This window comes from Streptomyces sp. NPDC044106 (assembly GCF_056433985.1).
In genome coordinates this window covers 83,650-97,442 of record NZ_JBWKFZ010000019.1, presented here as the reverse complement: position 1 = coordinate 97,442, position 13,793 = coordinate 83,650, and the positions used below count along the sequence as shown (strand labels likewise).

General features: G+C 73.1%; 14 protein-coding genes. 9 read left to right on the top strand and 5 right to left on the bottom strand.

What is annotated here, in order from left to right; genetic code table 11:
* Positions 1 to 25: 25 nt before the first annotated feature.
* Genes AC07DI_RS30390 through AC07DI_RS30380 form a run of 3 tightly spaced genes read left to right on the top strand, consistent with a single transcriptional unit; the run spans position 26 to position 2,300 of the window.
* Positions 26 to 790, top strand: a complete 765-nt coding sequence (locus AC07DI_RS30390) for a LamB/YcsF family protein (RefSeq protein WP_478907396.1) — start codon at positions 26 to 28, stop codon at positions 788 to 790.
* Positions 787 to 1,434, top strand: coding sequence for a 5-oxoprolinase subunit B family protein (locus tag AC07DI_RS30385; protein WP_478907394.1), 648 nt, complete (start codon positions 787 to 789; stop codon positions 1,432 to 1,434). Before AC07DI_RS30390 ends, AC07DI_RS30385 begins: the two co-directional genes overlap by 4 nt.
* Entirely contained in the window at positions 1,431 to 2,300 is an 870-nt protein-coding gene (locus AC07DI_RS30380; protein ID WP_478907392.1) for a 5-oxoprolinase subunit C family protein, read from the top strand. Before AC07DI_RS30385 ends, AC07DI_RS30380 begins: the two co-directional genes overlap by 4 nt.
* 36 nt (positions 2,301 to 2,336) lie before the next feature.
* Here the strand turns inward: AC07DI_RS30380 and AC07DI_RS30375 are convergent, their stop codons facing one another.
* Entirely contained in the window at positions 2,337 to 3,755 is a 1,419-nt protein-coding gene (locus AC07DI_RS30375; protein WP_478907390.1) for a HEAT repeat domain-containing protein, read from the bottom strand.
* A gap of 300 nt (positions 3,756 to 4,055) precedes the next feature.
* On the bottom strand, positions 4,056 to 4,448 hold the full coding sequence (locus tag AC07DI_RS30370; RefSeq protein WP_384261336.1) for an ankyrin repeat domain-containing protein: 393 nt from the start codon (positions 4,446 to 4,448) through the stop codon (positions 4,056 to 4,058).
* Positions 4,449 to 4,733: 285 nt separating this feature from the next.
* On the opposite strand from AC07DI_RS30370, the gene AC07DI_RS30365 reads away from it, so the two are divergent.
* Positions 4,734 to 4,928: a hypothetical protein gene (locus AC07DI_RS30365; RefSeq protein ID WP_384261334.1), complete on the top strand. Its 195-nt coding sequence runs from the start codon at positions 4,734 to 4,736 to the stop codon at positions 4,926 to 4,928.
* 37 nt (positions 4,929 to 4,965) lie between these two features.
* Positions 4,966 to 6,633: an ATP-binding protein gene (locus tag AC07DI_RS30360; protein WP_384261331.1), complete on the top strand. Its 1,668-nt coding sequence runs from the start codon at positions 4,966 to 4,968 to the stop codon at positions 6,631 to 6,633.
* 15 nt (positions 6,634 to 6,648) lie between these two features.
* Here the strand turns inward: AC07DI_RS30360 and AC07DI_RS30355 are convergent, their stop codons facing one another.
* Positions 6,649 to 8,148 carry an SCO1417 family PLP biosynthesis transcription factor gene (locus tag AC07DI_RS30355; protein WP_478907387.1) on the bottom strand — a complete coding sequence of 500 codons (1,500 nt, stop codon included), beginning with the start codon at positions 8,146 to 8,148 and terminating at the stop codon, positions 6,649 to 6,651.
* Between the two features lie 102 nt (positions 8,149 to 8,250).
* Here AC07DI_RS30355 and yczE point away from each other — a divergent pair, with 102 nt between their 5' ends.
* From yczE to AC07DI_RS30335, 4 genes are all read left to right on the top strand, one after another.
* Positions 8,251 to 8,922, top strand: coding sequence for a membrane protein YczE (gene yczE, locus AC07DI_RS30350; protein ID WP_478907386.1), 672 nt, complete (start codon positions 8,251 to 8,253; stop codon positions 8,920 to 8,922).
* Positions 8,919 to 9,686, top strand: a complete 768-nt coding sequence (locus AC07DI_RS30345; RefSeq protein ID WP_384261323.1) for a glycerophosphodiester phosphodiesterase family protein — start codon at positions 8,919 to 8,921, stop codon at positions 9,684 to 9,686. Before yczE ends, AC07DI_RS30345 begins: the two co-directional genes overlap by 4 nt.
* 45 nt (positions 9,687 to 9,731) lie before the next feature.
* Positions 9,732 to 11,090: an MFS transporter gene (locus tag AC07DI_RS30340; protein ID WP_478907383.1), complete on the top strand. Its 1,359-nt coding sequence runs from the start codon at positions 9,732 to 9,734 to the stop codon at positions 11,088 to 11,090.
* A gap of 256 nt (positions 11,091 to 11,346) precedes the next feature.
* Complete coding sequence (locus AC07DI_RS30335) at positions 11,347 to 11,721, top strand: RNA polymerase-binding protein RbpA (RefSeq protein ID WP_030360404.1); 375 nt, start codon at positions 11,347 to 11,349, stop codon at positions 11,719 to 11,721.
* A gap of 115 nt (positions 11,722 to 11,836) precedes the next feature.
* On the opposite strand, the gene fxsA is transcribed toward AC07DI_RS30335, so the two are convergent.
* Positions 11,837 to 12,412: an FxsA family membrane protein gene (fxsA, locus tag AC07DI_RS30330; RefSeq protein WP_478907381.1), complete on the bottom strand. Its 576-nt coding sequence runs from the start codon at positions 12,410 to 12,412 to the stop codon at positions 11,837 to 11,839.
* A 103-nt stretch (positions 12,413 to 12,515) separates the two neighbouring features.
* Positions 12,516 to 13,307, bottom strand: a complete 792-nt coding sequence (locus tag AC07DI_RS30325) for a polyprenol monophosphomannose synthase (protein ID WP_478907379.1) — start codon at positions 13,305 to 13,307, stop codon at positions 12,516 to 12,518.
* Positions 13,308 to 13,793: the final 486 nt, after the last annotated feature.

Here is a 13,793-nt window from a genome sequence, read left to right as displayed (position 1 = left end):
GAGAACCCCCTGGAGACCTCCGCAGATGAGCACCACATCGATCGACCTCAACGCCGACCTCGGCGAGGGCTTCGGCCGCTGGCACCTGACCGACGACGAGGCGCTCCTGTCCGTCGTCACCAGCGCCAACGTGGCGTGCGGGTTCCACGCCGGGGACCCGGTGACCATGCGCAGGGTCTGCGACCGCGCCGCCGAACGCGGAGTGCGGATCGGCGCGCAGGTCTCCTACCGCGACCTGGCGGGCTTCGGGCGGCGCGCCATGGAGGTGCCGGCCGCGGAGCTGGCCGCCGAAGTGGCGTACCAGATCGGCGCCCTGGCGGTGTTCGCCCGCGCGGCGGGCACGCGCGTGTCGTACGTGAAGCCGCACGGCGCGCTCTACAACCGCGTCGTCCACGACGAGGAGCAGGCCCGCGCGGTCGTCGAAGGGGTGCTCCTCGCCGACGCGTCCCTGCCTCTCCTGGGGCTGCCCGGATCGCGCCTCCTGGCGACCGCGGGGAAGGCCGGGCTCCCGGTCGTCACCGAGGCGTTCGCGGACCGCGCCTACACCGACGAGGGCACTCTGGTGCCACGGTCCAGCGCGGGTGCGGTCGTCACGGACGCGGACGCCGTCGTCGCGCGGTCCGTCGGCATCGCCGGGGCCGGGGTCGTCACCTCCCACGGAGGCCACGAGATCGCGGTCCGCGCACGCTCGCTCTGCCTGCACGGCGACACCCCGGGCGCGGTGGATCTGGCCCGTCGGGTGCGGGCGGCGCTGGAGGGCGCGGGCGTGCGGGTGGAGGCCTTCGCATGAGGGTGCTGCCCGTCGGGGACCGGGCGCTCCTGGTCGAACTCGCCGACGGCACCGAGGCCCAGGCGCTCCACGCCGAGCTGCTGCGCCGCCGCGCGGCGGGCTCCCTGCGGGTAGGGGAGATCGTCCCTGCGGCCCGCACGGTGCTCCTCGACGGCCTCGACGAGCCCGGCCGCGTCGGGGCGGAGCTGCCCGGCTGGGAGATCCCGCCGCTGCCCGCGCGCGCGGGGGACGTCCTGGAACTCCCGGTGCGGTACGACGGGCCGGATCTCGCGGACGTGGCGGCGCACTGGGGCGTGCCCGCGGCCGAGGTGGCGCGGATCCACTCGGCGGCCGCGTTCCGCGTGGCCTTCTGCGGGTTCGCGCCCGGCTTCGGCTACCTGACCGGGCTGCCGGAGCGCTACGCGGTGCCGCGCCGGGCCACGCCCCGCACCTCCGTCCCCGCGGGCAGCGTCGCCCTGGCCGGTCCGTACACGGGCGTCTACCCCCGCGCCTCGCCCGGCGGCTGGCAGCTGATCGGCTCGACAGACGCCGTGCTGTGGGACCACGCGCGCGTGCCCGCCGCGCTCCTCTCCCCCGGCGTCCGCGTCCGCTTCGTACCGCAAGCCCCCTCGGACACACCCAGTACCGCACCGGAGGCTCGATGACCGGCCGTGCCTTCGCCGTCGTGCGGGCCGGGGCGCTGACCACCGTGCAGGACCTCGGGCGCCCCGGCCACGCCCATCTCGGGGTGCCGCGCTCGGGGGCTCTCGACCCGCCCACGGCCCGCCTGGTCAACCGCCTGGTCGGCAATCCGCCCGACGCCGCCGTCCTGGAGACCACTCTCGACGGCTGCGCCGTGCGCCCGCGCCGCCCCGTGACGGTCGCGGTCGGCGGCGCGCCCTGCCCGGTGAGCGTGAACGGCCGTCCCGCGCCCTGGGGGGCGCCGGTACGGGTACCCGCCGGAGCGCTCCTGGAGATCGGACCCGCCCTCTTCGGAGTGCGGTGCTACGTGGCCTTCGACGGCGGCGTGGCCGTGCGCCCTGTGCTCGGCAGCCGCTCCACGGACCTGCTGTCCGGGCTCGGCCCTCCGCCTCTCGCGGCCGGCGTGGTGCTGCCGCTGGGGGACCCGAGCGGCACGCACGCACGCGTGGACACCGTTCCGCAGCCCGCGCCGCCCCAGGAGCTGGTGCTGCGGGTGACGCTCGGGCCGCGGTCCGACTGGTTCACGCCGGCGGCTCTGCGGACGCTCACCACGCGCGCGTACCGGGTGTCCGCGGCGAGCAACCGCATCGGCCTGCGTACCGAGGGCCCCGCCCTGGAGCGGGCGTTCCAGGGCGAACTGCCGAGCGAGGGGATGGTTCTCGGCGCGGTCCAGGTGCCGCCGGACGGCAGGCCCGTCGTCTTCCTGGCCGATCACCCGACCACCGGGGGCTATCCGGTGGTGGCGGTGGTCCGGGAGACCGATCTGGCCGCGGCGGCCCAGGCACGCCCGGGCACGCCATTGCGTTTCGTCGGCACCGGGCGGCGCTGAGCGCCTGTGGCTGACCCCTCGCGCGCCCGACCGCGTCTACACGGCGGGCGCGTCCGGCCCGATCCTGCTGCGTACCGCCGTCTGTACGTCGTCCTCCTCGGCGGGGTCGGAGGCGAGCCTGCGGAGCCGGTTGACCACCCGGGCGTCACCGGTCTCGGCGTGCCGTGCGGCGACCTCGCGGGTGGACTCCTCGCAGTCCCACAGGCACTCGACGGCGAATCCGGCGGCGAACGAGGGGTCGGTGGCGGCCAGCGCGCGGGCGGCGCGGCCGCGGAGGTGGGAGGAAGCGGTCTCTCTGTAGACGTGCCGCAGCACGGGCGCGGCGCAGGCGATGCCGAGGCGTCCCGCGCCGTCGACGAGGGTCCACAGCGTCGGCGCGTCGGGGCCTTCGCCGCGGACGGCCTCACGGAGCGCGGCGAGCACGAGCTTGCTGTCCTGCGCGCCGCCCCGGCAGGCGAGCATCCGCCCGGCGGCGGCGCCCAGGGCGTCGGGGCGGTAGGCCCAGCGCCGGGCGCGCTCCACGGCGGCGACGCTCCGCATCCGCTCGAAGGCGTCGGTCGCGGCGTCGGTCACCGCTTGGGACGGGCCCTGTGCGGCGTACTCGATGAGGTCGAGGACGGCGGGGTCGTGGATGTCGGCGAGGTAGCGCAGGGCGGTGCCACGCGCCCCGTCCGAGCCCGACCGCGCGGCCTCGAGGATCTCGGGCCGGTCGTCGGGGCCCGCGACGGCGGACAGGCAGCGGGCCGCGGGCACGTACAGCACGGCGCCCCGTTCGAGGCCCTCCTGCGCCCAGTCGAAGACGGCCTGGACGCTCCATCCGGGGCGCGGTCCCGCGGGCCGCATCTGGCGCTGCCAGCGGTCGAAGGAGCCCTGTTCCCGCGCGGCGCGCACGCGGGCGCCGATATCGGCGCGGGGGTCCTCCTCCCAGAGGCGCCAGGGCCTCGGTTCGTAGGCGTCGCGGACGGCGGCGGCCAGTTCGGCCTCACCCTCGGCGTCGGGGGCGAACCTGGCGAGCACGGGGGCGGCGAGGGCGCGCAGGCCCCCGTCGTCGTCGCGCAGCGCCAGCTCGTCGAGGGCCCACGCCCAGTTGGAGCCGAACGCCGCGTACCTCCGCAGCAGTTCGAGGGCGTCCTGCCTGCCGTACGAGGCGAGGTGCCCGAGGACGGCCAGGGCGAGGCCGGTGCGCGAGTCGTCCGTGTTCAGGACGTCCTCGGCGGCGAAGAGGTGCCGCTCGATCTCACCGAGCCCGCCGTGCAGGTCGAGGTAGAGCCGGGCGTAGTACAGCGAGCGGTTCTCCACCTGCCAGTCGTGGCGGGGGTCGCTGAGCACGCACTGGTCGAGGGCGGCGAGCGCCTCGGAGCGTGGGGCGGTGAGCGCGTGCAGCGTGCCGTCGCCGCGGCCCCTCTGCAGCAGGCCGAGCAGCGTACCGCTGGGCGCTATGACCGGATCGAACATGGGAAACAGCCTCACATCAAGCGTCGACGCAACCGGGAATCACGCATTACCTGGCCGTGCGCCAACACGTCGGGCCGCCCGCCGTCTCTTGCTTGTCGAAGACCATCTTCCTCTGCCTCTCGTCCATGGCCCAGGGGTCCCGGACGGGAGGTCCGGGGGCGGGCCGCTCACGGTCCACGCGGCGCGGCACCAACCGCCCCGCCGTCGCGTCCGTGAATCACGTCGTCATGATGACCCGGCGGTCAGGTCCGCCGCGACCACATTTCCAGCGCCCCCGTTATTGCTGGTCAGCTACCCCGTTCAGGCAGCTCCGAACAGCTTGAGCAGCTCCGCCTTTTCGAACATGCGGGCGGTGTCGATCGCCGAGGGCGTCCCCGCGGCCGGATCCGCGCCGCCCTCCAGGAGGGCTCGGATCACCGCGTCCGCGCCCTTGAAGACCGCGCCGGCGAGCGGCGTCTGGCCCCGGTCGTTGGCGCGGTTGGTGTCCGCGCCGCGCTCCACCAGGGAGCGGACCGCGTCGGCGTGCCCGTGGTAGGCCGCAAGCATCACCAGCGAGTCCCCGCTGTCGTTGGTGAGGTTCGCGGGGACGCCCGCGTCGACGTAGGCGGCGAGCGCGGCGGCATCACCCTGACGTGCCAGATCGAAGATCTTGGTCGCCAGCTCCACGACCTCGGGGTCGGGGGCTTCGCTCATGGGGGCGTCCGCCTTTCTGGGTGTGCCGCCGGTGCAGCCGTACGAGTGAATCGACAGGGTACTGCCCTCGCGGGCACATGACGCGGCCCGCCCGCGGCAAAGATCACGCCTGGGGCGCGACCGGAGCGGCAGGCCGGCCGGACCCGCTCCCGCACAGCCGCCCGGACTCCGCCATTCAGGTGAAATGGCTGCTAATTAACCCTTTTGCACCTTTTGTCGTATGGATACATGCTGTGAATCTGGAAGAACTCATGGTGACTGTCCCCACCAACCAGGAGAACCGTCATGATTCTTTCCATTTCGGGTGTCGTGCTGCTCGGCATCATCGTCTTCCTCTTCTTCCGCAAGGACGGGCTCAAGGGGTCCCACGCGATGGTCTGCGCGCTCTTCGGCTTCTTCCTCGCGGGCACCGCCATCGCCCCGAGCATCAAGGCCGGCAGCGCGAGCCTGGCGAGCCTCCTCGGCGGGATCAAGTTCTGACGCTTTCGCCTCTCGTACGCACCTCCAGGAGACAGACGTGGCCAGGCGCCCCCTCCCCCGCATTCTGAGCAACGGCACCGCATCCATCGCCAGGAGCCGGGAGCTCGCCCGGTCCGCGGCCGACAGCGCCACCGACGTCCTCCACCCGCTGATCACGATCACGCGCGGGCTGCGCCGGCTGGCGGCCGCCGGCCGGCGCAGATGGACCGAGACCCCCAAGGACAAGCGCAGTCCCCTGCTGTTCCTGGTGGCCTCCGTGGTCCTGGTCGTGGCGCTCGTCCCCTTCGGACCGCTGCTCGCCGCCATCTGCCTGATGGCGGCCGCCGCGTGGACGGGCCGCGAGCGCACCGCTCCGGAGCCGGAGGGCCCGGACGACGCGCAGACACAGCGGCTGCAGTCCCTCTACGAAGCGCTCGTCCCGTACTTCTCGGTCCCCGAGGACCCCGCCCCGCTCTTCGCGCACGGCGGCGAATGGGACAAGGCCTTCACCGAGTACGACTTCGACGACACCGGGCGGATCTCCCGGCTCGTGGTGCGCTACCCCGCGTACTTCACGGACGGCGAGGCCGAGTCCCGCGCGCGGATCGAGCAGTTGCTGCACGCCAAGTCGGGACGCGGGCGCGAGTACCACTTCGCATGGGACGAGGAGGGCAACCAGCTGACCGTCTCGGTGCTCTCCCCGCTGCCCACCGACATCGCCGCCCAGCGCTTCGTCACCGCCCCCGGAGAGGCCGTGCTCGGCTTCACCGACGAGACCGGCGTCCAGCGCACCCTCCCGGTGACCGACGGCGAGGAGCACCGCGACGTGCCCCCCGTCGTGTGGCGCACCGGTTTCCGCTCCACCGAGCCGCACCTGCTCATCGCCGGGCAGCCGGGCAGCGGCACGACGACGCTGCTGCGCTCCATCGCCCTGCAGGCCCTGCAGTACGGCGACGTCCTCATCGTCGAGGGCAGCGGCACCGGCGACTACGCCTGCCTGACAGGGCGCGGCGGCGTCCTCGCCGTCGAGTGCGGGCTCACCGGCGCCCTCGCCAGCCTCGAATGGGCCGCCCATGAGACCGAGCGCCGCCTCATCTCGGCGAACCGCGCACGCCAGGCGGGCCACCCGCCGCCCGAGGACACCAAGCGTCCCCTGTGGATCCTCCTCGACCGCCCGAGCATCCTCGGCCACCTCGCCGCGGCCGACGGGCGCAGGGACCCCCAGTCGCTCCTTCAGGTGCCGTTGCGGCACGGCAGGGCGGCCAACGTGACGGTCGTGGTGGCCGATCAGCTGGACACCCTGGACGCGCTCAGCGAAGCCGTGCACCAGCACACACGCGCGCGCGTGCTGCTCGGGCCCGCCACCGTCGACCAGCTGGAGGAGGTTCTCGGGGCGCCGCCCCACACGACGCCCACGTCGGACGTGCCGCCCGGCCGTGGCTACGCCCGGCTCGGCAGGGGACCCGTGCACCGCCTCCAGGTGCCCGCGACGCCCGATCCCTACGACGACGCGACCAGCGAGGCACACCGCCGTGCGGTCATGGAGCTGCTCCCCGAGCCGATCGCCGAGCCGGACCCGGCGGACACCACCGCGACGGAGCCGCTCCCCGAGGCGGCGGAAGCGACGGAGACGGCCCCACAGACGCCGGAGACGGTCCCGGTCCCCGCACCCGTGGAAGCCGCTCCGGAGGCCGCGGGGGCGCGACCGGTACCCGCGGAGAGCTGACCCGCCGGGCGGGCGTCAGGCGACGAAGGGGTGGGCGGCCTGCGCACCCGCGCCGGCGCCCGTCTCCACGAGCCGGGCCGCCGCGGCCAGCCGCGCCGCCGCCTCCTCGGCCACCGCTCCCCCGACGGTGAAGGGCAGCCGCACATACCCCTCGAAGGCCCCGTCCACCCCAAAGCGCGGCCCCGACGGGACCCGTACGCCCACCCGCTCACCCACTTCGGCGAGCCGGGACCCCGAAAGGCCTCCGGTGCGCACCCACAGCGTCAGACCGCCCCGCGGCACGTCGAACTCCCAGTCGGGCAACTCGCGGCGGACGGCGGCGACCAGCGCGTCGCGGTTCTCCCTGGCCTGCTCCCTGCGCACGTCCACGGCGGCCTGCCAGCCCCCGGTGTTGAGGAGCCAGTTCACGGCGAGCTGCTCGAGGACGGGGGTGCCGAGGTCGGCGTAGGCGCGCGCCGCCACGAGGCTGCGGATCACGTCGGGGGCGGCCCGCACCCAGCCGATCCGCATGCCCGCCCAGAAGGCCTTGCTCGCCGAGCCGACGGTGACGACGGTCGAGCCCGCGGGGTCGAACCCGCAGACGGGCCGCGGCATGGCGAGGTCGGCGTCGAGTCCGAGTTCGCTCATCGTCTCGTCGACGACGAGGACTGTGCCCGCGGACCGGGCCGCCTCGACGAGCTGCCTGCGCTGGTCCTCGTCGGCGAGCGCGCCCGTCGGGTTGTGGAAGTCCGCGACGACGTACGCGAGCCGGGGCGCCGCGTCGCGCAGCACCTGGCGCCAGCGGTCCATGTCCCAGCCCCGCAGCCCCTCCGCCATGGCGACGGGGACGAGACGGGCGCCCGCCTCGCGCATCAGCTGCAGGATGTTGGCGTACGAGGGGGACTCCACGGCGATGCGTTCGCCGCGGCCCGCGAAGAGGTGACAGATGGCGTCGATGGCACCCATCGCGCCGGTGGTCACCATGATCTGTTCGGGCATGGTGGGGATCCCGCGCGCGGTGTAGCGCTCGGCGAGCATCTCGCGCAGCGCGGGCAGCCCCGCCGGGTAGTCGCCGTGCGTGTGGGCGTACGGCGGCAGCGCTTCGAGGGCGCCCTGGACGGAGCGGGTGAGCCAGGGCTCGGGCGCGGGCAGCGCGGCGCAGCCCAGGTCGATCATGGAGCCGAGCGCCTCGGGCGGCAGCGGTTCGAGCCCGCGCGCGGGGAGGGGGTTTCCGGCCGGGACGGCCGTCCAGCTGCCCGCACCCCTGCGGGACTCCAGGAAGCCCTCGGTGCGCAGCGCCTCGTAGGCGGCGGCCACGGTGGTACGGCTGACGGCGAGCGCGAGGGCGAGTTCGCGCTCGGCGGGCAGGCGCGCGGCGACCGGTACGCGGCCTTCGAGCACGAGGAGCCGGATGCCGTCGGCCAGGGCGCGGTAGGCGGGCGGGCGGCGGGTGCCGGTGCCCGCTGGGCGGTCCTGCTGGGAGGCCAGGAGACGGGCGAGCTGCGTCGAACCCATCGCTGAAGTCCACTGAGCCATGGTTCCCAGTCCACCTTCCTCGAATTGGCCATGGTTGGCCGCACCGTACAAGCCACAGAGTGACACGCACCAGGCCACTATCACTACAGCGGGGGGCATCACATGTCCGGGACGACACCGACGGCGGCACGGCGGCACCTGCCGCGAAGGCTGCTCCAGCTGTACGCGGGCCTCACCCTGTACGGCGTGAGCTCCGCGCTCCTCGTGGTGTCGGGTCTCGGCCTGGAGCCGTGGAACGTGCTGCACCAAGGGCTCGCGGAGCTCAGCGGCCTCTCGATCGGCGTCGTCTCCATCATCGTGGGCGCCGCCGTGCTGCTGCTGTGGATCCCGCTCAGGCAGCGTCCGGGACTCGGCACGGTCTCGAACGTCTTCGTCGTCGGTCTGGCGATGGACGCCGCGCTCTCGCTGCTCCCCGACGCGCACGGCCCGCTCACGCGTGGCCTCCTCATGGTGTCCGGGATCCTCCTGAACGGCGCGGCTACAGGTCTCTACATCGCGGCCGCGTTCGGCCCCGGCCCCCGCGACGGCCTGATGACGGGCCTGCACGGGCGCACCGGACGCTCCATCCGGCTGATGCGGACGCTCGTCGAGGTGGCGGTCGTCGCCACCGGTTTCGCGCTGGGCGGCACCGTGGGCGTCGGCACGGTCGTCTACGCCCTCGCCATCGGTCCGCTGGCCCAGTTCTTCCTGCGGCTCTTCGCCGTCCCCGCGCCCGCCACCGTGCAGACCGTGACCAGCGACGGCCCCTCGGAGCAGGCAATACTGCAGCGGTGACCACGCACGTACGCCACCCCTACCTCGATCATCCGGGGCCGCTCGCGCTCGCCCACCGCGGCGGCGCGGCGGACGGTCTGGAGAACACCGCGGCGGCCTTCCGACGCGCCGTCGACCTCGGCTACCGCTACATCGAGACCGATGTGCACGCCACGGCCGACGGCCGGCTCGTCGCCTTCCACGACACGACGCTGGACCGGGTGACGGACGCGGCGGGGCGCATCATCGACCTCCCCTGGCGGGAGGTGCGCCGGGCGCGCGTGGCGGGCAGCGAGCCGGTGCCCCTCTTCGAAGAGCTTCTGGAGGCGTTCCCCGAGGTGCGCTGGAACGTGGACGTCAAGGCGGAGTCCGCGCTCCTGCCGCTGCTCGAGCTGATGCGCCGCACCTCCTGCTGGGACCGCGTCTGCGTCGGGTCGTTCTCGGAGGCACGCGTGGCCAGGGCCCAGCGCCTGGCGGGCCCGCGCCTGGCCACCTCGCTCGGCACCCGGGGCGTGGCGGCGCTGCGCCTGCAGTCCTACGGCGTGCCCGCCGCCCTGCGCCGCTCCGCGGTCTGCGCCCAGGTGCCCGAGACGCACGGCGGGATCCGGGTGGTCGACCACCGCTTCGTAAAGGCAGCCCACGCGCGCGGGCTGCAGGTCCACGTGTGGACCGTCAACGACGCCGAGCGGATGACCGCCCTGCTCGACCTGGGCGTGGATGGCATAGTTTCCGATCACATCGAGACGCTGCGCGGGGTGCTCAAGGACCGGGGGACCTGGGTCTGACCGCCCGACGGCAGCGTCGCACCACGGGGAACAGCGAGGTCACGGGTGGGCACCGACACCGTGAAGGCACCGGCGCGCGACGCCGGAGCCGCGGCACGACGGCACGAACAGTGGGGCTGGTACTTCTACGACTGGGCGTGCTCGGTCTATTCGACGAGCGTCCTGACCGTGTTCCTCGGGCCCTATCTGACGGAGATCGCCAAGGCCGCCGCGGATCCGGCGGGTTACGTCCATCCGCTGGGCATCCCGGTGCGGGCAGGCTCCTTCTTCGCGTACACGGTGTCCGCGTCCGTGCTCGTGTCGGTGTTCGTGATGCCGCCGGCGGCCGCGGCCGCCGACCGCACCGGGCGCAAGAAGCCGCTCCTCGCCGTGGCCGCGTACCTGGGGGCGGCCGCCACTGCGGGCATGTTCTTCCTGGACGGCGACCGCTACCTGCTCGGCGGCTTCCTGCTGATCGTCGCCAATGCCTCGCTCGCCGTCTCGATGGTGCTCTACAACGCCTATCTGCCGCAGATCGCCCCTCCCGAGGAGCGCGACGCGGTCTCCTCGCGCGGCTGGGCCTTCGGCTACGCGTCGGGGGCGCTCGTCCTGGTGGCGAACCTCGTGCTGTTCCTGGGCCATGAGAGCTTCGGCGTCTCGGAGTCGGCCGCGGTGCGGATCTGCCTGGCGTCGGCGGGCGTGTGGTGGGGCGCCTTCACCCTCGTACCCCTGAAGCGGCTGCGGGACCGCGAGAGTCCGGCGGGCGCGGGCGGTACGGCTGCGCGCGGGGGCCTCGACCAGCTGCGGGAGACGGTGCGGGACATGCGCCGCCACCCCCACACCCTGGCGTTCCTGCTGGCGTACCTCGTCTACAACGACGGCGTGCAGACGGTGATCTCGCAGGCTTCCGTCTACGGGTCGCAGGAGCTCGGCCTCGACCAGTCCACGCTGATCGTCGCGGTGCTGCTCGTCCAGCTGCTCGCGGTCGCCGGTGCACTCGGCATGGGACGGCTCGCCCGTACGTACGGCGCGAAGCGCACCATTCTCGGCTCGCTCGCCGCCTGGACGGCCACGATCGGCGCCGGCTACTTCCTGCCCGCCGGCGCGCCCGGGTGGTTCTTCGTCCTGGCCGCGGGGATCGGCCTGGTCCTCGGCAGCACGCAGGCGCTGTCCCGCTCACTCTTCTCGCACCTGGTGCCGCGCGGGAAGGAGGCCGAGTACTTCTCCGCGTACGAGATCAGCGACCGGGGGATGGCCTGGCTCGGACCGTTGATCTTCGGCCTCACCTATCAGCTCACGGGGAGCTACCGGGACGCGATCGTCTCACTCGTGGCGTTCTTTTTGCTCGGTTTCGTCCTGCTCTCACGGGTACCCGTGCGGCGTGCGGTACGCGACGCGGGCAATCCCGTGCCGCCCCGGATTTAGCAACTGGAGCCAAAGGCCGGTAGTGTACGCGTTTGGCCTGCCAGGCGGACCGTTACTGCGAGCTGACAATTCAGAAACGCTGGGTGACATCTGCTGCCAGATGTGACAAACCGGGCACTGGTGGGTACAACAAGGGGCGGCATACGACGGCGACGCATGACCCTGAACGGGAATCTTTACCGCCGACCGGACGTTGACCGGATGACGACGACAGCGACACCTGTCCTGTGGGCGACAAGCCCGGGAGGCACGATTCATGAGTGAGCGAGCTCTTCGCGGCACGCGTCTCGTGGTGACAAGCTACGAGACCGACCGCGGCATCGACCTGGCTCCGCGCCAGGCCGTGGAGTACGCATGCCAGAACGGACATCGTTTCGAGATGCCGTTCTCGGTTGAGGCGGAGATCCCGCCGGAGTGGGAGTGCAAGGTCTGCGGGGCCCAGGCACTCCTCGTAGACGGCGACGGACCTGAGGAGAAGAAGGGCAAGCCGGCGCGTACGCACTGGGACATGCTCATGGAGCGCCGTACCCGAGAGGAACTCGAAGAGGTCCTGGAGGAGCGCCTCGCGGTCCTCCGGTCGGGCGCCATGAACATCGCGGTGCACCCGCGGGACAGCCGGAAGTCCGCCTGACGGCGGCCTTCCGCGCCTACCGCGCGCCGTAGTACAGCACAGAGGGACGGGGCCACTGCTCAGCAGTGGCCCCGTCCCTTTGCTGTCCGCTCCCGGTTCTTTCCGCCCCCCGAAGTCAGCGCGGCAGCTGCGGATCGTCCGGGTGCGCGCCCCGCGTCCGCGGCTCGTCGTCCCTGATGACCTCACCCTGGACGATGTTGCCGTCGGGGCGGTGCATGCGCGCCTGCTGGAAGGCGTCCCCGAGGCCGCCTGGCGTCGCCTCGCGCACCTTGCGCTCGAAGGTCCGCTCCGCATACCGCCCCAGCGCCTTCTGGACCGGCGGGATCAGCAGGACGAGCCCCAGGGCGTCCGAGATGAGCCCCGGCAGGATGATCAACAGGCCGCCCAGCATCGTCAGGGCGCCGCCGCCCCCGCTCTCCGCGGCGGGCGTCTCACCCCTCTCCTGCCGTTGCACCGCCTCGCTGAGCTTGCGGAACGCCCGGCGCCCCGCACGCTTGATCACCGCGGAGCCGAGCACGAGGCCGCCCACCAGGAGCAGGAAGACCACGAGCCCGTTCGTGGCGCCCGCCACGACGGTGAGCAGCCAGATCTCCAGGACCAGCCACGCGGCGATACCGAGCGGCAGGAACCTGAGGGGCCCGGAGCGCCGGGGCCGGGCGGGTCGGATGGGAGGCGGTGCGCCAGTCGTCATGCTCCCAGTGTGCCTGGCGGCGCCTCAGGCCGGGATAAGGGGATGATCAAGAAGACCGGTCCCCGCCGGTACCGGCCGCCCGGCCGGGGCAGGACACCGGCTCTCAGGACTGCTTGCGGCCCATGACCTTGCCGACGCGCTCCCCCACGCCCCAGGCGGTGACCCGCCACAGCGCCTCGACCACGATGTTCTGGCTCATCTTGCTGTCCCCGAGCTCACGCTCGACGAAAGTGATGGGCACCTCGACGACGTGGTAGCCCGCCTTGACGGCGCGGCGCGCGAGATCGACCTGGAAGCAGTAGCCCTGCGACTCGACCTCGCCGAGGCCGAGCCCTTCGAGGGTCTCGCGGCGGAAGGCGCGGTAGCCGCCCGTCACGTCGCGGATGGGCACGTCGAGCAGCAGACGCGAGTACGTGCTGCCGCCGCGCGAGATGAACTCGCGGTGCTTGGGCCAGTTGACGACCCGGCCGCCCGGCACCCAGCGCGAGCCGAGCACGAGGTCGGCGCCCTTCAGCGCGGTGAGCAGGCGGGGCAGCTCCTCCGGCTGGTGGGAGCCGTCGGCGTCCATCTCGACGAGCACGCCGTAGTCGTTGTCCAGGCCCCAGCGGAAGCCCGCGAGGTAGGCGGCGCCGAGCCCTTCCTTGCCCTTGCGGTGCAGCACGTGGATCCGGTCGTCGTCGGCCGCGAGCTCATCGGCGATCTTGCCGGTGCCGTCGGGGCTGTTGTCGTCGGCGACCAGGATGTGCGCGTCCGGTACGGCGGCGCGCACCCGGCCGACGATGGACTGGATGTTCTCCGCCTCGTTGTAGGTCGGAATGATCACCAAGGCCGTGCCGAGCGAGCCGAACTGCCTCCCCTGGTCCCCTGCTTCGGAGACCCGACCGCCGTCGTTCACTACTGCCCCTTCGTTCGTACGCAGAGGACCACCATAGTGGCCCCGGCCAGGGGCGCAGCGACGGCACGGAGGTCGGGGGCGCGTGCGCCCGCCGGGCGCACGGGACAAGAGCCGCCGAGAGAGGCGGGAAGTACTGCGGATCGGGGCCCGGCGCCCTTCGGGCCGGCCTGGGACCCGCTGGCTGCGGATCGACCGAAAGCCGTTGTCTACTGAGCGTCCGGGCCCCACCCGGGTCACACCTGCCGACCGGCTGATACGTTCCCTCGCCTCCGCGTCGCGGGCGCTGGACCTGGCTCCCAGTGGTGGTGCGCCGGTGCGGCACACCACCCGTGACCCAGCGGCGTTCGACACTTGCGTGAAGGTTCGCCGGTCGGACGTCCTGTGGTGGACCCGGCCGAACCTACCGGCCCACGACTGCTCTCTGTCAATACCCCGCTGATCTGCGGCGACTTCGAAGACCGCCAGGTCAGCGCCGAGGATTCCCAG

Bases quoted from the DNA above. Each gene is read 5' to 3' on its own strand.
- AC07DI_RS30375 (WP_478907390.1), bottom strand. From the start codon at position 3,755: ATGTTCGATCCGGTCATAGCGCCCAGCGGTACGCTGCTCGGCCTGCTG.
- yczE (WP_478907386.1), top strand. From the start codon at position 8,251: ATGTCCGGGACGACACCGACGGCGGCACGGCGGCACCTGCCGCGAAGG.
- fxsA (WP_478907381.1), bottom strand. From the start codon at position 12,412: ATGACGACTGGCGCACCGCCTCCCATCCGACCCGCCCGGCCCCGGCGC.
- AC07DI_RS30390 (WP_478907396.1), top strand. From the start codon at position 26: ATGAGCACCACATCGATCGACCTCAACGCCGACCTCGGCGAGGGCTTC.
- AC07DI_RS30365 (WP_384261334.1), top strand. From the start codon at position 4,734: ATGATTCTTTCCATTTCGGGTGTCGTGCTGCTCGGCATCATCGTCTTC.
- AC07DI_RS30385 (WP_478907394.1), top strand. From the start codon at position 787: ATGAGGGTGCTGCCCGTCGGGGACCGGGCGCTCCTGGTCGAACTCGCC.
- AC07DI_RS30380 (WP_478907392.1), top strand. From the start codon at position 1,431: ATGACCGGCCGTGCCTTCGCCGTCGTGCGGGCCGGGGCGCTGACCACC.
- AC07DI_RS30370 (WP_384261336.1), bottom strand. From the start codon at position 4,448: ATGAGCGAAGCCCCCGACCCCGAGGTCGTGGAGCTGGCGACCAAGATC.
- AC07DI_RS30335 (WP_030360404.1), top strand. From the start codon at position 11,347: ATGAGTGAGCGAGCTCTTCGCGGCACGCGTCTCGTGGTGACAAGCTAC.
- AC07DI_RS30355 (WP_478907387.1), bottom strand. From the start codon at position 8,148: ATGGCTCAGTGGACTTCAGCGATGGGTTCGACGCAGCTCGCCCGTCTC.